Annotated in this window: 13 protein-coding genes; 6 read left to right on the top strand and 7 right to left on the bottom strand. The window is 47.5% G+C overall.

Annotated elements, in window-relative coordinates; genetic code table 11:
- Positions 1 to 8: 8 nt before the first annotated feature.
- The 5 genes from GO493_RS10085 to GO493_RS10065 form a co-directional block, all read right to left on the bottom strand.
- On the bottom strand, positions 9 to 1898 hold the full coding sequence (locus GO493_RS10085; RefSeq protein ID WP_157306025.1) for a glycoside hydrolase family 88 protein: 1890 nt from the start codon (positions 1896 to 1898) through the stop codon (positions 9 to 11).
- Positions 1899 to 1908: 10 nt separating this feature from the next.
- Positions 1909 to 4104, bottom strand: coding sequence for a glycosyl hydrolase family 28 protein (locus GO493_RS10080; protein ID WP_157306024.1), 2196 nt, complete (start codon positions 4102 to 4104; stop codon positions 1909 to 1911).
- 70 nt (positions 4105 to 4174) lie between these two features.
- Positions 4175 to 5809, bottom strand: a complete 1635-nt coding sequence (locus GO493_RS10075) for a RagB/SusD family nutrient uptake outer membrane protein (RefSeq protein WP_157306023.1) — start codon at positions 5807 to 5809, stop codon at positions 4175 to 4177.
- A gap of 17 nt (positions 5810 to 5826) precedes the next feature.
- Positions 5827 to 8787 carry a SusC/RagA family TonB-linked outer membrane protein gene (locus GO493_RS10070; protein WP_157306022.1) on the bottom strand — a complete coding sequence of 987 codons (2961 nt, stop codon included), beginning with the start codon at positions 8785 to 8787 and terminating at the stop codon, positions 5827 to 5829.
- A gap of 232 nt (positions 8788 to 9019) precedes the next feature.
- On the bottom strand, positions 9020 to 10627 hold the full coding sequence (locus GO493_RS10065; RefSeq protein WP_157306021.1) for a glycoside hydrolase family 43 protein: 1608 nt from the start codon (positions 10625 to 10627) through the stop codon (positions 9020 to 9022).
- 154 nt (positions 10628 to 10781) lie between these two features.
- Between GO493_RS10065 and GO493_RS10060 the strand changes: the two genes are divergently transcribed.
- Positions 10782 to 11804, top strand: a complete 1023-nt coding sequence (locus tag GO493_RS10060) for a LacI family DNA-binding transcriptional regulator (protein ID WP_157306020.1) — start codon at positions 10782 to 10784, stop codon at positions 11802 to 11804.
- A 106-nt stretch (positions 11805 to 11910) separates the two neighbouring features.
- Positions 11911 to 14256, top strand: coding sequence for a TonB-dependent receptor (locus GO493_RS10055; protein WP_157306019.1), 2346 nt, complete (start codon positions 11911 to 11913; stop codon positions 14254 to 14256).
- Positions 14257 to 14306: 50 nt separating this feature from the next.
- Here the strand turns inward: GO493_RS10055 and gap are convergent, their stop codons facing one another.
- Entirely contained in the window at positions 14307 to 15311 is a 1005-nt protein-coding gene (gene gap / locus GO493_RS10050; RefSeq protein WP_157306018.1) for a type I glyceraldehyde-3-phosphate dehydrogenase, read from the bottom strand.
- Positions 15312 to 15322: 11 nt separating this feature from the next.
- Complete coding sequence (locus GO493_RS10045) at positions 15323 to 16315, bottom strand: GlxA family transcriptional regulator (RefSeq protein ID WP_157306017.1); 993 nt, start codon at positions 16313 to 16315, stop codon at positions 15323 to 15325.
- A gap of 82 nt (positions 16316 to 16397) precedes the next feature.
- On the opposite strand from GO493_RS10045, the gene GO493_RS10040 reads away from it, so the two are divergent.
- The 4 genes from GO493_RS10040 (at position 16398) to GO493_RS10025 (ending at position 22365) form a co-directional block, all read left to right on the top strand.
- The gene (locus GO493_RS10040; RefSeq protein WP_157306016.1) at positions 16398 to 16877 is read left to right on the top strand and encodes a hypothetical protein; all 480 of its coding nucleotides are present in this window, start codon (positions 16398 to 16400) and stop codon (positions 16875 to 16877) included.
- Positions 16878 to 16968: 91 nt separating this feature from the next.
- Complete coding sequence (locus tag GO493_RS10035; protein ID WP_157306015.1) at positions 16969 to 17553, top strand: RNA polymerase sigma factor; 585 nt, start codon at positions 16969 to 16971, stop codon at positions 17551 to 17553.
- Positions 17554 to 17621: 68 nt separating this feature from the next.
- Positions 17622 to 18800, top strand: coding sequence for a FecR domain-containing protein (locus GO493_RS10030; protein WP_157306014.1), 1179 nt, complete (start codon positions 17622 to 17624; stop codon positions 18798 to 18800).
- Positions 18801 to 19074: 274 nt separating this feature from the next.
- Positions 19075 to 22365 carry a SusC/RagA family TonB-linked outer membrane protein gene (locus GO493_RS10025; protein WP_198315669.1) on the top strand — a complete coding sequence of 1097 codons (3291 nt, stop codon included), beginning with the start codon at positions 19075 to 19077 and terminating at the stop codon, positions 22363 to 22365.
- Positions 22366 to 22370: the final 5 nt, after the last annotated feature.

The raw sequence follows: 22370 nt of genomic DNA, 5'->3' as shown, positions 1-22370 counted from the left end.
GTTATTATTTACTTACGTGAGACCTGTTTAAAAATCCATTCCGTCAGGTCCGTCGCGGCCTGGTAGTTCTCAAATGAAGCAGGCAAACGGCGGCCATCCAGGTACTCGTTATAGAACCAGGGATCGCCTACGGCAAAGACAGTACCTTTACCCACACGGGCTACTGTCATGATCACATCTCCCTTATCTTCAAATACCGCCTTAGCAGGTGATTGTACTTTTATAGTGGAGATCTCCTTGATATAGATCTTCTTTGTATTCGGAAAAACAGGATTGCCTGCCGGCAGGAATAAAGCTCCCTGCTCAAACTGCTTGCCTTCAACATGATTACGGCTGTCTTCATTGAAGTGAATACCGAAACGCTCTGTCAGCGTATTGAACTGCTTTATCTCCGAATTACCGGCATCATTCTGCAATATCACCAGCACTCCCCCTTTCTTTACCCAGCTCTCAATAACAGCAGCATACGCAGCAGTCATGTAATTAGGCTTTTCCGTCTCTTTTTCAGTGTCAGGGTCTACTATGATCAGAACATTAGCACCGGACAGATTTGCTGCCGTAGGAGCCTCAGAAATCATTTTTGTACGTGCTTCTCTGTTACGGATGATATCTCCCCAGAGGGAATATCCTCCGTTATCCATTTCATCCCATACATAATGCCAGCTGGCAGGATTACCGGTAACGTCCTTCCTCCATTCATTATTGAAGAAATTATCTATTGCCACGGTGATACCCTTACCCGTTTTAGGAATAGCAACCAGGTCCATCTCATTGGCGGCCATCATGTAAGCCCCAACACCTTTAGCATCATTCGTCACCACCTTCTCACTGAGATAGTACTCATAGCTGCCGTCACGGTAAGGATCACCGCCCAGACCAGCCACACTGACAGTACCTTCCAGGTTCACACCGCCTTCCGGGCCAGGCCTCACAAACTGTTTGGTAATACCCGCATACCCTTTCTGCGCTACAGGCAGATAAGTAGCAGGCAGATACCCCAGTCTTACGCCTTTAGCCAGCGCATATACAAACATACAGGAAGCAGAAGCCTCCAGGTAATTGCCTTTTCCCGTTGGTTTGTCCAGCACCTGGTACCAGCAGCCGCTGGCAGGGTCCTGGTATTTCTTAACAGCTGCGGCCATACGGTTAAGTATCTGCAAAAGACTGTCACGGCCCGGATGTTTCGCAGGAAAATACTCCAGCGCATCTACCAGCGCCATGCCATACCAGCCCATCGCACGGCCCCAGAAATTGGGAGAACGGCCTGTGGTCTTGTCTGCCCAACGCTGCTGACGGGATTCATCCCAGCCATGATACAACAGACCTGTCTTACTATCTCTTGAATGCTGTTCCATCAGCACAAACTGACGGGTAATATCCTTAAATGCCTCCTCCTGGTGAAAGAGAGCTGCATATTCCGCATAGAACGGCTCTCCCATATACAGACCATCCAGCCACATCTGGTAAGGATAGCGTTTCTTATGCCAGAAACCACCGCTGTTAGTGCGGGGCTGCTTATCCAGCTGAGCTTTCAGCCTCTGCGCAGCCAGCAGGTACTTCTGCTCGCCGGTTACTTTATATAACAGCAACAGGGAACGGCCGTTCTTAATATGATCTATGTTATAATCTTCACTTTTGTAAGTGCGGATAGTACCGTCTTTTTCAATATAGTGGTCCATCCCTGTCTGTATAAAGCGGAAATACTTACCGTCACCGGTATTCTTCCAGAGACCGGCAAACCCTTCCAGCACCACGCCCTGGTCATATGTCCAATGCGCCGGCCTGCCCGCCAGCTGCAGGGAATCTCCCCAGATGCGGATCATCGTTTCAGCCATCTTCGCAGATTGGGCAAAAGCACAGGCAGGCAGCAGGAGTATTAAAGTCAGCAGTTTTTTCATGAAGTCCGGTTTATCTTTTGGTAATATCCAGTTTAACCTGTTTACTGTCCTGTACATTGATCTTACCATTATCTGCAGTAACAAGCGTTACATTGTTGAGATAGATGTTTGACCCCACTATGCAATCGCCCGCCTTATCAGCCTTAATAGTAATATCCTGCAAATGAATATCGCTGATAGGCATTTCCGGCAACCCGCGGATAAAGATGGCCTTTGCCGCTCCATAACACACCACATTGCTGATATGGAAATCACGGAATTGAGGAGTAGCCTCTGTAACAGGGAAAAGTTCTGCTTTAGGCGCATCCCTTTTCTCTCCCGCCAGAAGTACAGGGTCTTTCGCCATGTAGTACATATCAAAGAGAATAGCCTCCGCAGGAATATCCTTCATGTTAATGTTATGTACATAGATCTTTTCTACGATACCGCCACGTCCACGAGTGGTTTTGAATCGAAGACCAATATCCGTACCCAGGAATGAACAATCTGACACATACAGGTTACGTGCGCCTCCTGACATTTCACTCCCTATTACAAATCCGCCATGCGCATGATAAACAGTACAGTTATTCACGATCACATCTTCCGTTGCCACTCCACGTTTACGGCCCTGCTCATCACGGCCCGACTTGATACAGATCCCATCATCCCCCACATCAAATGTACAACCCTCAACCCGCGCATAACGACAGGATTCAAGGTCCAGTCCATCCCCATTCTGGGCATACCACGGATTCTTGGCATATACATTACGCAGGGTGATATGCTCAGTTAACAACGGATGCAGACACCAGGCAGGTGAGTTCTGGAAAGTAACACCTTCCAGCAACACATACTTGCAGGAAGTAATACTCAGCATATTTGGACGCAGAAAGTCCTTGATACTGTCATAATCCGCCGCCGTCTTTTCAGGCGAGATCACACCAGCCAGTTTGGTATGCGATCCCTTGAAAGATTTAGCCGAAGGATACCATGTCCGTTTATCCTCCCCTTCTATACCACCGGAAGCCACCAGCTTCTTCCACTGGGTTTCAGTCAGTTTATCCTTCTTCACAATACGCCAGGCATCCCCGCCTCCATCCAGTATACCCTTCCCTGTTATAGCAATGTTTTCTGCATTTACAGCAGAAACAGGCGCCTGACAACGCATGGCTTTCAACCCTTCATAAGTCGTCTCGATCAGGGGATACTGGTCAAAGTCCGTCGTAAACTGTAATATGGCATTGGATGCCAGGTAAAGATTAACATTACTTTTCAGCGTAATAGGCCCTGTCAGCCAGAGCCCTGCAGGAATCATTACCACACCGCCGCCTTTACTGTTACAATCGTCTATTGCTTTATTAATACTTTTTGTATTCAGGGTAATACCATCAGCTTTTGCACCATAAGCAGCAATACTGAATGTATCCCTCCTGAAATGCGGTTCATAGATCTCTGGCAGATCAAAACGGTATTTACCTTCAAACACCGTGGTCTGAAGATATTTTTCCAGCTCTATATGTTTATCACGGATCTCTTTCGCCACCAATCCGGCAACAAGTGTAGCGCCGTATTCAGAGAAATGTGTATTGTCCGTAATACCATTGGGCAATGTCTTATAATGTCCCGCAGGTGTAGTACGGAACAGCTTTTCAGAGCCCTGCACACCATGCTGCACGATCAGTGCTTCACTGCTTTTGTGCAGATCTATCAGCGGTACTTTCTGCGCGGCAGCCAATTGTCTTACTACTCCGGGATACAGTCCATGCTGGTCTGTAAAAGCTCCCTTATCATCAAATTTGCGGCGCATCACCGGAGTAACCAGGATAGGGTTGGCTCCCTTGGAACGGGCTTCTTTGATGAAACGGGTGAGGTTATCTTTATAAGCTCCTTCCGGATCAGCATAACGGGTGGGATCTTCCTTTTTCTGATCATTATGTCCAAACTGGATAATGAGCCAGTCGCCCGGTCTCAGCTGGGCCAATACACTATCCCAACGGTGTTCCGTAATAAAGCTTTTGGTGCTGCGGCCATTCACCGCATAGTTCTTAACAGTCACACCCTGTTTCAGGAAAAGAGGGAATAATTGCCCCCAGCCCCGTTCGGGATTGTCTTCAAGCGGTTTGTCGGCCATTGTGGAATCTCCGATCATGAACACGCGCGGCAGTTCTTCTGCGGGGATCCAGCTGGTCAATGTAAGCAGCAGCGCCAATAAATACAACTTCATGAGCATTCTGTTTTATAGTCCTGTTTTAAATAGCGTCTCAGTTTGCTGGCAAACTGAGACGCTATCTGTTTTATTGGTAGTTCGGGTTCTGCGTAAATTCAGTTTTATTGGTCACCGCGTCTATCTGTTCCTGTGGAATAGGACGCAATGTATGATAAGACTGGAAATACTTCGCAGCATCCGGGTTATGAGCACTAATACGCTCGCCCAGCTTACCGGTACGCTTCAGATCAAACCAGCGGAGCTGTTCTCCCACCAGTTCACGGGCCCTTTCATCCAGGATGAAGTCCAGCGTAATATCTGAAGCTGACACCACCATCTCAGCCTCATGACCGGGAATGGCAGCTCTTTTACGGATCACATTGATATAATCAGCTGCTTTGGCAGAGTTACCGAGATTGAACTGGGCTTCAGCAGCAATGAGATACAATTCTGCCAGACGGATAATAAAAGCGTCCCGCGCACTTTGCTCCTCATCTTTACCCAAACGGGTAGGATCATCAAATTTCTTCAGGGAAACATAATGGGTACGGTCTTTACCACCCTCATTCTCCGCATAGGAAGCATTACGGTCATAGATTCTGTATTTCTTACCGGTGCCGTTTACTGCCTTTTTGGAACAGAATACAGCGGTATCTCCCAGTTTCATACCATCAGGTGCTGTTTTCAGGTTATTGCAGTACCATACCTGCCTGAAGGAACCTTCATAACGGGCATCTGCATTTTCATTGTAAAGATTCAGCATGAAAAGTGTAGGCATATACCTGTTAAACGGCCGCCCGTTGGCTATATCACGCTGCATACCAGGAAGATCGTCATATTTCATACCAAACATCAGGTGACCATTATGCGCTCCCCTGGAGTGACCGGTAGGATATAAAGTAGCATTGGTCCTATCGTCAAATACCAGGTTCTTCATGTAATTAACCGCCCATACAACCTCTTTGTTCTGCAGATTATCCATACTCCAGAGACGTGCATAATTGGATTCAAGGGCAAAACTGTAATTGTTGATTACAGAATCTGCCAGTACAGCCGCCCGCTGGTTAAGCCCACGGGTAAGGCATATACGGGCCAGGAAAGCCTGGGCGGCTGGTTTTGTAACACGGCCATAGTCTCCCGTAGTGGCCGGCAGATTGGTTACCGCTACCTCCAGATCGCGGAATATCTGGGCATAGAAAGTATCCACCGGAGTACGGTTGGCTGTAGTCACCACGCCCTCCGTTGGCTGGGTAGTGAAATGGACACCACCCCATGTTTCCACAATATGCCAGTAGTAAAAGGCACGGAGAAAACGGAGCTCCGCATCCCGGGTAACCCTTATATTATCCGTAAACCCGGCTTTATCCACCCTGGCAATACCCAGGTTACAAAGGTTCACAGCAGCATATAACTGTTTCCACAACCCGGCCATCACGGAATTGCTGGCCTGGAGGTTAAGATACTGCGTAAGGTCGGAATATTTATCCCCCGTACCACTGGTCCACAGGTCAGTGCCCATTTCAGCAATACTGTAACCTTCTTCTTTACCGTACCACCAGCGGTTGTACGAGTAAGCTGCGGTAACCAGCGTTTCAAATCCATCAGGAGTACTGAATACCTGGTCTACCGTAAGACCGGAAGGATTGTATTCTTCCAGTTGTTTGTTGCACGCACCGAGCAGAGTGATGCTGAGCAGGAATGTATATATTACAGAGCGTTTCATGAGTTGTTGTTTTAAGATCAGAATTCTACATTCAGGCCGGCTACATACATTTTGGTGAGTGGATTGCTGAGATCACCTCCCCTTTCCGGATCATATTCCTTGATCTTACTGAAAGTGAAAAGGTTCTTGCCTGTCACATACACACGCAGGTTACTGATGTGCAGCTGCTTCAGCGCTGACGCCGGCAATGTATATCCCAGGGAGATATTACGGATCTTCACAAAAGAGCCATCCTTATAGTTGAGTGATTTGATATACAACCTGCCATCTTTCGAAATACTGGCATTAGGTCTTGGATATTCGTTGCTGGGATTTTCCGGTGTCCAGTAGTTAACCGGCGCACTGTTCTCCAATCCCTGCGGATCATATTTTCCTGCATATTCAGAATTGATCCACTGACCCATACGGGCAAATACATAGATATTCAGATCGAAATTCTTATACTTGATATCGTTGTTGAAACCACCACTCCAGGTAGGCACCTGTTTGCCTATTATTACACGATCCTGTGTATTGATAGCGCCACTATTGTCAATATCCTTCACCCTGATGTCACCTGGGCTCTGACCATACTTGGTAGCTTCGTCCTTATCGCCTGTCTGCCAGATACCTGTTTTCTGATAGTCGTAGAATACTTTTACCGGTTGACCAATAAACCAGCCATTAGCTACATCATTGGTCCTGGCATCAGCCAGCGCCACGATCTCTTCCTTGTTCTTTGAGAACACGATGTTGGAGCTCCAGGTGAATGAACGGGTGCTGACATTGGTAGTATTGATACCAACTTCCACGCCCCTGTTACGGGTTTTACCAATATTCTGGATCACACTGCCAACACCGGAAGAAGTGGGCAGGGTACGCTGCAGCAGCAGGTCTTTGGTATGTGTATCATAGTAATCCACCGTAGCGCCAATTCTGCCGTTCAATATGCTGAAATCCACACCAATGTCTGTAGTAGAAGAGAGTTCCCATTTCAGGTTCCTGTTTCCGATCTGGCTGCCAATAGCATAGGCCAGCGCAGAGTTGGTATCATCCCAGGAAAAAGGGATTTTAGTCAGGTAACTGGCCGTAGCATAAGGAGGCACAGCATCATTGCCTGCAATACCATAACTTGCACGGAGCTTCAGATCACTGAAGAAATGTTGTCCGCGCATGAAGTTCTCATCTCCAATACGCCACGCGCCTGCAACTGAAGGGAAGAAAGCCCATTTATTACCAGGAGCCAGTTTGGAAGAACCATCAGAACGTCCCGTCAGTGAGAGCAGGTATTTACCCTTATAATTATAGTTGATACGGCCGGTGAACGAAATCAGCTTATTAGCCATATAGCTGGTGCGAACAGCTATACCGCTCACGTTGTTAGCCAGCGCATAATACAGTTGTGAAGGCAGCAACTGGCCTTCGCCCTGCAGGAAGCTGGAATCACGCTGGTCTGACAGCAAGCTGGCTACGCCGGTCAGCCCAAAGGAATGATCGCCGATCTTCTGCTGGTAGTTCAACACATTTTCCCAGCTGATATAACTTTTGCTGCCGGTATTATACTGTGACCTGGAAGCTGAAGCAGTCGCACGGTCTATCGTGTTCTTGGCAGCGAAGATACCATTACGGGAATTATCCAGGGTCACACCGAAATTAGAACGGAAAGACAATCCTTTGAAAGGCGTCAGTTCCACATAAGCATTTACAAATGTGCGGGTAACACGGGTATTGTTCTCATATGCGTTGGGTTGCTCGTCCACCAGCGGATTGATCATAACACCCTGGTTAGGAAAGATAACCAGGTTACCTGCCTCATCATAAGGTTTGCCCAGGGGAATGATCTTGTTAGCCTGGTTAAGCGGGTCCCGGCGACTGTCCTGGTCATAATACGTCACCTGGCTTTGCATACCCACTTTCAGATAGTTGCTCACTATCTGATCTATATTCAGTCTGCCGGAATAACGGCGAAGACGGTCCAGCTTAAAAAGACCTTTTTCATCAAAATAATCCAGCGAGAGATAGATCTTCGTTTTCTCAGAACCACCAGACACACCAACCTGGTAATCCTGCTGCAAACCGTCATGAATAAGCAGGTCTGCATAGTTTGTCCAGAGATTATTTTGGATAGCCGCTACTTCAGAAGCATTGAAGATCAATGGGTCATCTGCCACACTGCTCCAACGGCCCGTAGTACGGTTAGCTTCCCTCTTCAGGGCAACATATTGCGGACCAGTGGCCATTTCCGGGTAACCCGCCACCTGCGATACGCCAACATATGAGTTAACGAAAACACGGGGCTTGCCGGCAACACCCTTTTTGGTAGTGATGATGATCACCCCGTTAGCGCCACGGGAACCATATACAGCAGTAGAGGAAGCATCTTTCAATACCTCCATGGATTGGATATCATTGGGGTTGATATCCTGTATATTCTCATACTGTACCCCATCCACAATGTAAAGAGGTCCGTTATCTGCGCGGATAGAACGGTTTCCCCTCACAGTCACATTTACTTTTGCTCCGGAAGCACCGCTGCTTTTGGTGATGTCAACACCAGGCAGTTTTCCCTGCACAGATTCAATGACGTTGGTAGAAGGAACTTTCTTCAGCTCATCTCCTTTTACAGAAGTAACAGCCCCTGTAAGGTCACGTTTTTTCACTTCACCATAACCAACAACAACAACTTCATCCAGTTGTTTATTATCTTTTGCCAGTTGTACAGAGATGTTTGTGTTACCATTGATGTTCTGGGTGAATGCCTGGTATCCCAGATAACTGAATGTAAGCACTCCGGCTTGAAGATCGGGAACGGTAAGGGAGAAATTGCCTGCGGCGTCTGTCCTTGCGCCTGTTGTAGTTCCTTTCAGCTGTACATTGACCATTACCAAAGGTTCGCCGGTGGAGGCATCTGTAACCTTCCCTTTAACAACATGGCTCTGTGCCAGTGTGGTGACTGCACAACCTAGCAACAGCCAGTAAAATAACAGCAATTTTTTCATAACGTATGTCTTGTATTTTCTAAACTTGGGCCAATGCTCAATTCTACAGCTATATTCCTTAATACGGAAGGGAATGAAAGGATTTATTTACGCAAACGTTTGCGAAAAAGAAGGTAGAACAGGAAAATTATTCTAATTATTTTTTCACTTGTACCAGTCTGAAAATCTAATAACAAAAAACGCCTTAGCCTGAGGCTAAAGCGCTTTTTTCAATGCTTTTTCTTTGCACTGATTATTCAATCCGGAACCAATCGTAATCCGCAAAGCCCGAGTCGTTGATCTTTTCAGCACGCGTACAGAAGATGCCGGCTTTTGCACCTACCCAACGTCCCGGCTCCGCAGTAAATGGCGTACCGGCATTAATGAATGTATTCCCATCAGTACTGTAAGCAAAATGGCAGATAGCGCCTGGACTTACTCTCACACGAAACCAGCAGGTATTCCCCTGGATGTTGGTCAGCACCTGTTGTTCCTCTTTATTGCCTTTGTCAGCATTCTTACAGCTGGCATACACCAGTTGCAGGTTAGTGCCATTTTTTACGAGTGATAGCGAAGCATAACTTGCCCCGAGAATGATCAGCCCTGTGCGCTCTCCCTCCAGTGAAGGATTAGGTGAGAAAGAACACTTGGTCGTTATCGTGAAACTGTCTGCCGGGAACTTCTGCATCAGGATATTAGGCACATCCCAGGAGTTGCGGAAAGAGTCCGGCAGCTGCGCAGAGAACAATCTCAGGAATCCCCTGGCAGGATAGGTCATGCTCCAGGTAGCTTTCGGGTTGGCCTGCCATTGCCATTGCAATCCCAGGGCGTTTCCCTCAAATTCATCGGATTCCTGCGGAGTACTCTTCTTCTCTCCTGCCAATGGCTTTTTATATGTAAGCACAGGCTCCCCCTTCCCATCTCCGTCTTTATCTGTCCCTATCACTGGCCAGTTGTTGACCCATTGCATAGGCTGCAGATGTACTACCCGGCCATAAGCACCCTTGTCCTGGAAATGCAGGAACCATTGACTATTATCCGGCATCTCCACCCACGCTCCCTGGTGAGGACCATTCACTGGAGACTTACCCTGATCCATCACTATCTTCTCTTCATATGGGCCATAAATATTTTTGGATCTCAATACCAGCTGCCAGCCAGTGCTTACACCACCCGCCGGAGCGAAAATGTAATAATAGCCGTTCCGCTTGTATAATTTCGGTCCCTCCAGCGTCGGATGAGCATTATGACCATCAAATACCAGCACACCTTCATCTGTTACAGCCGAACCTTCTTTATTCATACGGTTAAGGGTGAGAATGCTTTTAATACCCGCACGACTACCAGCCCACGCATGCACCAGGTACACACTACCATCATCATCCCACAACGGACAGGGATCAATAAGCCCTTTCCCCTCCTTAACCATTACCGGGTCAGACCACGGCCCTGCCGCATTCTTTGCTTTGATCATATAGATACCGAAATCCGGGTCCGGATAATAAATATAGAACTCCCCACCATGATATCTGATAGATGGTGCCCATACACCATTGCCATGACGGGGCTTGCTGAAATGCTCAAAAGGAGGTTGCCTTTTAAGCGCATGTCCTATTATCGTCCAGTTCACCAGGTCCTTTGAATGCAGTATGGGCAGGCCCGGCGCTGCATTAAAGCTGGAAGAAACAAGATAAAAATCATTTCCTGCACGGCACACGTCAGGGTCCGAATAATCAGCATTGATAACAGGATTCTTATAACTACCATTACCCAGGTCTGGAACCCAGGACTTCGATACAGATTGTGCAGATGATGCCAGGCTAAAAAGCAGTACAGCTGCCGGGAATAAGATATTTTTCATTTTTAGTGGAATCCGGTATTAAAGTGTTAGACGGACACTAATATAGAGTAAAATAAATATAATGCAAATAAAGGCGTTCATTCTATTTCTCTCCGTTCTCCCGGTTCACTGAAATAAATCCCGACTTTGCTTATATTTACATGAGTGAAACGTTATGAAATTCGAAGCTGCTACTATCAAAGACATTGCCATCGCCCTGGGGTTATCCACCTCAACAGTTTCCCGCGCACTGCGGGATAGCCATGAGATCAGCGTGGCAACCAAACAACTGGTACTGGAATACGCCACCCGCATCAACTACCATCCAAACCCCATCGCCCTCAGCCTGAAAGAAAAACGAAGCCGCTCCATCGGCGTCATCGTAGCAGAAATCGCCAATAGCTTCTTCTCCCAGGCCATCAACGGAATAGAATCCGTTGCCAAAGACAAAGGATACAATGTAATGATCTCCCAGACCCATGAATCCTTCGACAAAGAAGTAATGACCTTACAATATCTCGCCTCCCGTTCCATCGACGGTCTGCTCATCTCCGTATCCAGCGGAACAGAGAACCTGGAACACCTCAAAGCATTACACGACAGAGGATTTCCCATCGTATTCTTTGACAGGATTGTAGAAGATATACAGACACATAAAGTGATGGTAGATAATTTCCGCGGAGCATACAACGCCACACTCCATCTCATCAACAAAGGATATAAACACATCGCCGTCATAGCCGGTCCGGAAAATCTCTCCATCAGCCGGGAACGTGTGGCAGGATACAGGGAAGCACTGGCACAGACAAGGGTCAAACCTGGCAAGGCGCTGATCAAATACAGCCGGTATGCCGGCCTTCACCTCCAGGAAGTAGAACTGGCCGTAAGCCAGCTCCTGAAACTACGCCCCAGGCCAGACGCTATCTTTACAGCTTCAGATAAGCTTACTACCAACTGCATGCGCGTACTCAAAAGCAAAGGTATCCGTATACCGGAAGATATCGCCCTGGTAGGATTCTCCAATTCAGACCTCATCGAATTACTGCACCCACCGTTAACGGTAGTACGCCAGCCGGCATTTGAAATGGGACAAATAGCAACCAGCCTGCTCTTACAACTGATTGAAAGTAAGAAGCCCGTGAAAGAATTTGAACGGAAAATACTGGCAACTAACCTGATCGTACAATCTTCAAGCTGATAATCTTCCGGACAATTTTTCCGCTTTCAGAAAATCTTTTTCCCGAATGTTAAAACCATCCATCTTTCTCTAAGATACTTTTGCACTATTCTTTTTGCAATAGTATATGAAATCTTTACTGTACTCCATCATTTTATTACTCCCCCTGTTCGCTTTTGCAGGGATACCAGACAACGACTTAGGGACAATTAAAGGTAGAATTACCACCAGTGACAATAGAAATGCCGCTTCCGTAACCGTAATAGTGAAAGGCACTAACAAAAACGCCATTACCGCTGAAGACGGTACTTTCACTATCCATCGCATCGCTGCCGGCACCTATCAGCTGGAGGTCTCCCTGATAGGCTACCAGACTCAATCTCAAAGTGTTACCGTAGAAAAAGGTAAAACCACCACCGTCTCCCTGCAACTCCAGCTTTCCGATACACAACTCCGGGAAGTCGAGATCACGAAGAACAAAAACAAATTTGCCGATAAAACGACCGAACAGGTAGCACGCCTTCCCCTGAAAAACCTGGAAAATCCACAGGTATATCAGTCAGTAGGCAAAGCATTGATGCAGGAACAACTGATCACCGAACGTACCGACATTTACCGGAACATCCCCGGCGCCGTTCCCAACTTTGCCGTAGGCGGCTCCCAGGGCATGACCATTCGTGGCTTCTCCAACGCCACAGGTATGCGTAACGGTATGGTCACCAGCGCCATCGTTCCCCTGAACCCAGCCATACTGGAACGGGTAGAAGTGATAAAAGGCCCCTCCGGCACCCTCTTCGGCAGTAACAGGAACATCACCTTCGGAGGCGTTTACAACTACGTCACCAAGAAACCTTACGAACAATTTGGCGGAAATGTAAGCTTTGCAGGAGGTAGTTTCGAATTTGCCCGGTTTACAGCAGATATCAATACTCCCTTAAACCAGGACGGCTCCCTGCTCTTCAGACTGAATACAGCGGCTCAGACAGAAGGCTCTTTCCAGGACCAGGGATACGCTAAAAACTATACGCTCGCTCCCAGCTTCTCCTACCAGGTGACCGACAGGCTGAAATTCCTCGTTGATATTGATTTGACCAGAGGCGATTTTGCTACCGGTACCTATGCAGTCACAGACTTCACCAATGTAAAAGCAAGAAGCTTTAAAGACCTTAACATCGGCTACAAACGCTCCTACATTAACAACGGTGTCGATATCAGCAATGGTATCAACAATATTCAGGCCCGCGTAGAATATAAAATATCCAATGCCTGGACCTCCCAGACCAACTACCTGTTTTCCGAAGGCTTCTATAAACACTTCTACTGGACCAACCTGACCCTGCTCACTGACTCTACCATAGCACGCAGCGTTCGTAACCAGAAACCGGAAACTTTCGGCAATATCCAGCTGCAACAGAATTTTGTGGGCGACTTCCACATCGGCTCATTGAGGAACAGACTGGTTATCGGCATAGACTATAATCATAATTATAATAAGCTGAACAGGGTAACAGTGAACTATGATGTTGTTAACATCAATCAGCCACTGAAAGATCTGAATGCAGATAAGATAGACGCATTATCCTACGAGAAAGGATTTTCCGCTACCCGGACCAAATCAGACAGTTATAGCGTATACGCATCTGATGTACTGAACATCACGCCAACATTAATGGCCATGCTAAGCCTCCGTGCAGACCGTTTCACTACCAGCGGCACTTATACCGTAGCCACCGGTAAAAGCGCGGGCGATTATTCCCAGAACTCCCTGTCGCCCAAACTGGGCCTGATATATCAGGTATGGAAAGATAAAGTATCATTGTTCGCAAACTATATGAACGGATTTATCAACCTGGCGCCATTGGTACAGCCTGATAATACCATCTTAAAACTGAAATCCCAGCAGGGCAACCAATGGGAAGGCGGCGTAAAGGTAGATATCCTGGATAATAAGCTGAGTGGTACTATCAGCTACTATAACATCGATGTTACCAATGCTACCCGCAACGAAATTATCGATGGCAAAACCTTCACCTTCCAGGATGGCGAACAGCAAAGCAAAGGATATGAACTGGAACTGATTGCCAACCCCGTAACAGGTCTTAACATAGTTGCCGGATACGCCCGTAACGAGAATAAATACACGAAGGCTTCTCCGGCTCTGCAGGGTAAACTGGCAACAGGTGCTCCTAAAGATGTTGCCAATATCTGGGCCAGCTATACCCTCACCCGCGGCCGCACAAAAGGCCTGGGCTTTGGCGCCGGCGGGAACTATGTTGGCGATTCCTGGTTTGAAGCTACCAATACTTTCAAACTGCCGGCTTATACCTTACTCAGCGCTACTGTCTTCTATGATCAACCTAAATTCAGACTGGCAATAAAAGGCAATAACCTGCTGGACCAGAAATACTGGGATACAAATGGCATTCCGCAAAAGCCGCTTAATTTCCTCGGCAGTGTAACTTTTAAACTTTAAAAGATAAAGGCTGGCCAAATGGCCAGCCTTTATCTTTCCGGGAACAGATCTCAGGCAGAAACACTATGGGCAACCGCCATCTCTTCCGCCAGTTCTGCAATACGGTTCGAGATCCCCACTTCATTATCATACCAGGACACTACCTTCACCAGGTTCCCGATACAACGGGTCAATGTACCATCTACAACAGAGGAATGCGTATTCCCCAGGATATCTGCAGATACCAGCGGCTCTTCCGTATACTCCAGGATACCCTTCAATGAATTATCCGCATACTCTCTGAACAGGGCATTTATTTCCGCTGCCGATGCAGCCTTCACCAGGTTCAGAGACATGTCCGCAATACTGCCATCAATCACCGGTACCCTGTAAGAGAACCCGTCCATTTTCCCTTTCAGACCAGGCAACACATCTCCGATAGCTTTAGCAGCACCGGTGGTGGTAGGAATGATAGACTGGGTTGCGGCTCTGGCCCTTCTGTAGTCTTTATGCGGACCATCCTGCAGCATCTGGTCCATTGTAAAGGCATGAACAGTGCTCATAAATCCGGAAGCTATGCCATATTCCTTATCAAGCAGGTATAACAGCGGAGCAATACAATTGGTAGTACAGGAAGCAGTAGAAAGAATAGTATCTTCCTCACTGATCTGGTCATTATTAACACCAGCTACGATCGTTTTTACATTACCGGTAGCAGGAGCTGTGATCAGTACCCTCCTGGCGCCGGCATCCAGATGCAGCTGCGCCTTCTCTCTTTGTGTAAAGCGGCCGGTAGATTCTATCACCACATCTACGTCCAGCGCCGCCCATGGCAGCTTCTCCGGAGCTTTTTCACTGAGTAACAGAATAGGATGCCCATTTACTATGATGTAATTGTCTTTCGTTTGTACGGTTCCGGGAAACTTACCGTGAGATGAATCATATTTCAGGAGGTGAGCCAGAAGCTGGATATCTGTAAGATCGTTTACAGCCACCACTTCTACTCCCTTTTTACCCTGGAGTGCCCTTAATGTCATTCTTCCGATACGGCCGAACCCGTTAATAGCTACTTTCATATTGATCAGTTTTAAGTATTATTCATCGTATGTAGTGATGTTCTGAAAGCGCGTCTGTAATCACTGGGCGATACCATCATATGCCGCAGGAACGTACGCCGCATAGACACCAGCCCCCCAAGACCACATTTCTCTGCTATCTGCTCTATACTGAGATCACTGTCTTCCAGGTATTTTCGCGCAATTTCTACACGCATTTTCTCAATAAATTTGGCAGGCGTAACGCCTGTTTCCTTCAGGAACACACGGGCAAAATTACGCGTGCTCATATTGCTTTGCTCCGCCAGGTGCTCAATACTGAGATCGTCTGCCAGGTGATGCATCAGCCACGGATGCAGCTTCCCTGCAATAGAATTTTCCAGGCTATGCATCTGCAACAGAGAGCTGAACTGCGATTGGTGCCCCGGACGCCTCAGGTGCAATACCAGCTTACGCGCAGCCTGCACAGCTATGTCACGCCCATGATCTTCTTCCACCAACGCCAGCGCCAGGTCAGTACCGGAAGATACTCCTCCGGAAGTATATACATTACCATCCTTTGTATAGAACGGATTGGTATCTACCGTCACCTGCGGATAACGTTGCTGGAACTCCAGCGTATATTCCCAATGAGTAGTGGCCTGTTTACCATCCAGTAACCCCGCTTCCGCCAGGGCATAAGCGCCTACGCAAACAGATCCTACCCGGCGGAGCTGCGGATAAATATCCCTCAGCCACTGGAAGAATGGATGCCCTGCAGGCAACTGATGACGGGCAAAACCCGCAATTATCAGCGTATCCACGGGCCGCGCAATGTCCTCGCATAAAACATCACAGTTCAGTTCCAGTCCGCTTTTGGTAGGGATCTTTTTGCTGGCGAAAGGAGACGCAAAGATGATTTCATATCCCTGCCGGTCAAGCAGCATGTCTGCCGCCATAAAAACATCTACCGGTCCGGCAATATCCAGCAGGAATGTACCTGGCATAGGCACCACTACCACTGTCCTTTTCTTTAGCCTTAACATGTTACAAATGTATATAGGATGATTGATGGCGAAAATGCCATATTTTATACAATTTCTGCCACACATTAGTTATATTTATCGTATGAAAAAACTGCTGATCGCTGTAGCTGCAATCTGCCTTTCCTTTACCACAGGCGCAGATAACGAATATTGCAACGCCCGTTTCCAGTACTGTGTAAAATACCCGGCAGGCTTTACCGGCCAGGGAGAATCTGCCAACGGGGACGGACAGACATTCCTTTCGGCAGATAAAGAAGCAAGGATGGCAGCCTGGGGCCGCCTGGTTGTTGAAGAGAAAGAAACCATACAATCACAGTATAATCTCTACACTACCGGGCTGCAGATAACCTATAAGGTCATTAAACCAACCTGGCTGATCATTTCCGGTAAAGACCGGGAAGGAAACATTGTCTATATGAAAATAGTGAAGAAAACCATAGACTACCTGGATTCAGGTAAAAAGGATACAGAAGTGTTCCAGGGCCTGACTATTCACTATCCACCCTCTCAACAGGCAAAATACAAGGACTATTGCGCATATATTGCCAAAAGCCTGCAATAAATCAGCAACCCGTATTACTGCCTGATTTTCATCTCGGGAACAGCGCAAAGTTTTTATTAACTTTAGCGCCTAACAGCAACTCAACTCTTAATTGGACAATACGGAATTAAATAGTGAGCGGGAATTATTAGCGCAGGTAGCCGCCGGAGATGAAGCCGCCTTCCGTACTGTTGTCAGATTCTATCATCCCAGGGTATTCTCTCACGCCCTGGCCTTTACAAAATCCTACCCCGAAGCAGAAGAGATCACACAGGACATCTTTCTAAAAGTATGGCAGCAAAGAGATAAACTCCCTGCCATTGAAAGCTTCAGGAATTTCCTCTATATATCCGGACGCAACCAGATCATCTCCTCTATGCGTAAACAGGTCATGCAAACCGGCCAGACCACTGAAGACCCGCTGGAAGAAAACCTCCTGCCTGACCAGCAATACCAGTACAAGGAAATGTATCACCTCATCCTCAAAGCCATAGAACAACTCCCCCCCCAGCAAAAAGCTGTATTTACCCTCAGCCGGCTGGAACATCTCAGCCACGAACAGATAGCAGAAAAGCTGAATATTTCAAAACATGCAGTCAACTGGCATATCGTACAGGCCTTAGGCAACCTGAGAAACTATCTTGCCAATTACCCGGAAGTCCTCATCCTCCTTATTACCATCGCCCCAATGTATTAGCAAAATAAATATCTGACTTTTTTTTCTTCCCAACCTATTATTCCTCTTTCCGGAAGGCGTCTTTATGCATGATGGAGCATCCGACATTTGAAATATTACTGGAAAAATACCTCACAGGTGGTCTGACTCAGGAAGAGAAAGGTCTTTTTCTGCAGCTGGCTGAAGAACCAGCTAACAGGACAATTCTGGAAGAAGCCCTGAAAGAGGCTATGCTGACAGACAAGTACCTGTTCCCCGTACCTGCCGTCCAGACAGAACGCTTCATAGAACAGTTAACATCGGCCCTGCACGAACAGCAGGCAACCAGGGTGGTTCCCTTCTACCGTCGCTGGCAAACAGCTGCTGCCATAGTCCTTTTGCTGGGAGTTGGAGCTTATTTCTATAGCAGATATAGCTCGCCTTCCCGTCCCTTGAAGGTCGTACAGACCACCCGCCCTGCTCATGACGCTCCCCCCGGACAGAACGGCGCGGTGCTCACCCTGGACGATGGCAGCCAGGTAGTGCTGGACAGTACAGGCAACGGTGTAGTAGCTACCCAGAATGGCGCCAAAGTAATATTGAACAATGGACAATTAAGCTACAACCAGGGAGCCGCCCGCAATGAACGTTCTTATAATACAATGACCACTCCAAAGGGCCGCCAGTTTAAACTGGTACTCCCTGATGGTACCAAAGTATGGCTGAATGCAGCCTCCTCCCTCCGGTATCCCACCGCCTTCAGCGGCAATGAAAGGAAAGTGGAAATTACAGGGGAAGCCTATCTCGAAGTAGCACCGATGGCCAATATGCCTTTTAAGGTTACAGTCAACAACCAGCTCGATGTACTGGTGCTGGGCACCAGCTTCAATATCAACGCCTACCAGGATGAAAAAATGGTCCGGACCACATTATTGTCCGGCAGCGTACAGGTATCCGCACCTGGCGCCAGAACTCCTGTAGTGCTGCAGCCCGGTCATCAGGCCAGCCTCCATCCATCAGGTAAACTGACCGTCAGTTCCGCAGATGAAGAACAGGTACTGGCGTGGAAGAATGGCAACTTTCATTTCGACAGAGCAGATATACAGACCATTATGCGGCAGATAGCCCGCTGGTACGACGTAGAAGTTATATATGAAGATATTCCGGAAAAGAATTTTAGTGGTACCATACCACGTAATGTGAATGTTTCAAAAGTCTTTAAAATACTTGAATTAACAGGGAATGTACATTTCAGCATAGACGGTAACAAAGTAACAGTCAGATCATAAGATCAGAAACCAACCAATTTCTTTTTTTAAATCAGCCACCACAACAGCTTAATTGTTCACTTTTAAAACGATGATTATAGGAGAATTACCAGCACACACCTTAAAAGATTCCCATTAAAAAGTAAACCGGCGATGCGCTAACATCCCGGTTTGTTGGGCGACGAATGTAACGTTGAATCACAATTCCTTCAACCAAAACAAATTTATGTATTTAACTGCTTTGTGCAAAAACAAAGAGCAGGGCAGCGCCTTGCTAACCAAAATCAAGAGGGTCATGAAATTGTCCTTTATTCTAATACTGGCCGGCACCCTGCACGTCTGTGCATCGGTCCATGCACAAAATGTAACGCTGCATGGGAAAAGTATAACACTGGAGAAAGCATTTTCCGAGATCAGGAAACAAACAGGGTATAATTTCTTCTATACCGCCGAAGATCTTGACAAAGCCGGAAAAGTAGATGCCAGCATCAGCAGCCTTCCGCTCAATGATGCAATGACAACATTGCTGAAAGGTAAAGCGCTCAGCTTCTCCATTGTAGATGGTGTGATCATCATCAAACGAAAAGAAATTACCAATACTCCTCTCCCACCCGCAGATATTACCGGTAAAGTGGTGAACGAAAAAGGAGAGCCCATACCAGGTGCTACCGTAATGATAGAAGGTACCAAAATAGGCACACTCACCAACTCTGCCGGGGTATTTACCCTGCACATGGACAACAAGGAGGGCACCCTGGTCATAACAGCCATCGGCTTCAAACGCCAGGCCATGAAGGTAAAGGGAGAAGACGCCATACAGATAGTGCTGCAGCAGGAACCCACTAAACTGAACGACGTAGTGATCTCCACCGGTATGTTCAACCGCAGGAAAGAAAGCTTTACAGGCGCTGTATCCACTTTCACTGCAGAACAGATCAAGACCGTTTCCAACCAGAACGTAGTGAAAGCACTGGCCATACTGGACCCCTCTTTCCAGGTAGTAGAAAACCTGGACATAGGCTCCAACCCAAACCGCCTGCCGGATATACAGCTGCGCGGACAAACAGGCTTCCCTGACATAAGAGGTGTCTATACCACCAATCCCAACCTGCCCCTGTTCATCCTGGACGGCTTCGAAACCACACTGGAAAAAGTGACCGACCTGAACATGAACCTGGTGCAAAGCATCACCATCCTGAAAGACGCTTCTGCAAAAGCTATCTACGGATCAAGAGCTGGTAACGGTGTTGTAGTGATAGAAACCAAACCTCCTACCGCCGGCAAAATGCGACTCTCCTACAATGGAAGCATGGACATCACAGCGCCTGACCTGAGCAGCTATAAGCTGACCAACTCCATGCAGAAAATAGATGCAGAAGTATTATCCGGTAAATATACATCTGCAGATCCCGCCACACAGGCCAGCCTGTTACGCGAGTACAGCACCAACCTCCAGGCAGCACTGGAAGGTGTCAATACATACTGGCTGTCACAACCTTTACGCAACGGCATAGGCCAGCGCCACGCCATTAACCTCGATGGCGGCGACGACGTGCTCCGTTATTCCGTAAACCTGAACTATAACAACATCGCCGGTGTAATGAAAGGCTCCGACAGGAACACCATTTCCGGAGTGATCAACCTCATCTACCGTAAAAACAATTTCCAGTTCAGGAACAACCTGACCATAGACAGAAACAGGTCAAACAACTCTCCCTACGGTAGCTTTGCCAACGTAGCAAGGTTAAATCCTTACTGGAGAATGAAAGATGCAAACGGTAACTATGTCAAAACGTTCAATAACGGCGCTATAGGTAACCCAATGTATGACGGGACGCTCAACTCAAAAGACTTCACAACCTATACCAACATCATAGAAAATTTCTATACCGACTGGGACGCTGCACGTAACCTGCGTTTAACCGCCCGCGTTGGTATCAACGCTCAGAAGAACGATCTGCAGCAATTTACTCCCGCCAATCATTCCTCCTATGCCAATGTATTGCCGGGATCTGATGCTTACCTTGACCGTGGCGAGTATACCATACAAAATGGTAAGATCAGTAATCTCAATGCAGACCTCCTTGCCAACTATTCCTTCCAGTTAAGTAAACACCACTTCTACGTCAACGGTGCATACTCTGTTACACAGAATATCTCCACTACAAACGGCATGACAATGGTAGGTTTCCCTAACGACAAAATGGACGATATTTCCTTTGGTTACAGGTACAAGCCGGGCACCAAAGCAGTAGGTACAGAGAACACCAGCCGCACAATAGCGCTGACCTCTGCCCTGAACTACTCTTATGATGACAGGCTTCTGGCTGATCTCTCCTACAGAGGCAACGCCAGCTCTCAATTTGGTGCTGACAACCGCTGGGGACTGTTCTGGTCCGCAGGTCTGGGCTGGAACCTTCATCGCGAACAATTCATGCGCAGCCTGAGCTTCATCAACCTCTTTAAATTAAGGGCCAGCGTAGGTACCACCGGTACACAGAACTTCAACTCCTACCAGTCCCTCGCTTCCTATAATTATATTACTGACAGGACCTACAATGGCGATATGGGGCTCGACCTCATTGCCCTGCCTAATCCCCGCCTTCAATGGCAACAAGTACAGGACAATAACATAGGCGTAGACCTGACGGTGTTCAACAGGCTGAGCATCCGCTTTGATTATTACATCCGCGATACCAAGAACCTGCTGAGCGATATGATCATAGCTCCCTCCAACGGATTTGATACTTATAAAGAGAACATCGGTGAATCCCGCAACAAAGGCTTCCAGCTGGCCGCCAGCCTCAGGGTATATGAACGCCCTGAATCCCGTACCAATGTAAACGTATTTGTAAACGTAGCAAGAAACACCAACAGGATCAGGAAAGTATCGAACTCGCTTATACAACTGAACAAAGATGCAGATGACGATAAAGGCGATGTTACCACCGGCAACAGCGATAGCCGCAGACCAGCTACCCGCTTTGAACCTGGTCAGTCCATGACAGCTATATGGGTAGTGCCTTCCCTGGGTATCGATCCTGCAAACGGTAGAGAGATCTATGTAAAGAAAGACGGATCATTAACATATGACTGGTCAGCCGCTGATTATGTAGTAGATGGCGATAGCAATCCTGAATACAACGGCACCTTTGGCGCCAACGTACAACACAGGGGGCTCAGCGCCAACTTCGCATTCACATTCAGGTACGGCGGACAACAGTACAATACCACACTGGTGAACAGAGTAGAGAATGCAGACTTCAACTACAACGTTGATATCAGGGCATTGGAACAAAGATGGAGACAACCGGGCGATAGGACCCTGTACAAGAACATTGCAGATAAAACAGATACAAGGCCCAGCTCCCGCTTTGTACAGGACCTGCATGAACTGCTGTTCTCTTCCGTAAGCCTGGGTTATGACTTCAGCCAGTCCCGCTGGTTCAGAAAAGTGAACATGAACCGCATCTACCTGGCAATGAACCTGAATGACCTGGCAAGGATCAGTTCAGTGAAAACAGAAAGAGGTCTGGATTATCCGTTTGCACGGACCATATCTACTTCTTTATCGATCACCTTTTAACTGAG

This window comes from Chitinophaga tropicalis (genome assembly GCF_009758205.1).
Classification (GTDB): Bacteria; Bacteroidota; Bacteroidia; order Chitinophagales; family Chitinophagaceae; genus Chitinophaga; species Chitinophaga tropicalis.
Note: the sequence above shows the minus strand (reverse complement) of the source record. Positions and strands in the feature narration are given on the sequence as shown.

Coding starts and splice junctions, on each gene's coding strand:
- gap (WP_157306018.1), bottom strand. CDS start 15,311: ATGAAAGTAGCTATTAACGGGTTCGGCCGTATCGGAAGAATGACATTA.
- GO493_RS10085 (WP_157306025.1), bottom strand. CDS start 1,898: ATGAAAAAACTGCTGACTTTAATACTCCTGCTGCCTGCCTGTGCTTTT.
- GO493_RS10040 (WP_157306016.1), top strand. CDS start 16,398: ATGAAAAAACTGCTGATCGCTGTAGCTGCAATCTGCCTTTCCTTTACC.
- GO493_RS10045 (WP_157306017.1), bottom strand. CDS start 16,315: ATGTTAAGGCTAAAGAAAAGGACAGTGGTAGTGGTGCCTATGCCAGGT.
- GO493_RS10080 (WP_157306024.1), bottom strand. CDS start 4,104: ATGAAGTTGTATTTATTGGCGCTGCTGCTTACATTGACCAGCTGGATC.
- GO493_RS10030 (WP_157306014.1), top strand. CDS start 17,622: ATGATGGAGCATCCGACATTTGAAATATTACTGGAAAAATACCTCACA.
- GO493_RS10055 (WP_157306019.1), top strand. CDS start 11,911: ATGAAATCTTTACTGTACTCCATCATTTTATTACTCCCCCTGTTCGCT.
- GO493_RS10075 (WP_157306023.1), bottom strand. CDS start 5,809: ATGAAACGCTCTGTAATATATACATTCCTGCTCAGCATCACTCTGCTC.
- GO493_RS10060 (WP_157306020.1), top strand. CDS start 10,782: ATGAAATTCGAAGCTGCTACTATCAAAGACATTGCCATCGCCCTGGGG.
- GO493_RS10025 (WP_198315669.1), top strand. CDS start 19,075: ATGAAATTGTCCTTTATTCTAATACTGGCCGGCACCCTGCACGTCTGT.
- GO493_RS10065 (WP_157306021.1), bottom strand. CDS start 10,627: ATGAAAAATATCTTATTCCCGGCAGCTGTACTGCTTTTTAGCCTGGCA.
- GO493_RS10070 (WP_157306022.1), bottom strand. CDS start 8,787: ATGAAAAAATTGCTGTTATTTTACTGGCTGTTGCTAGGTTGTGCAGTC.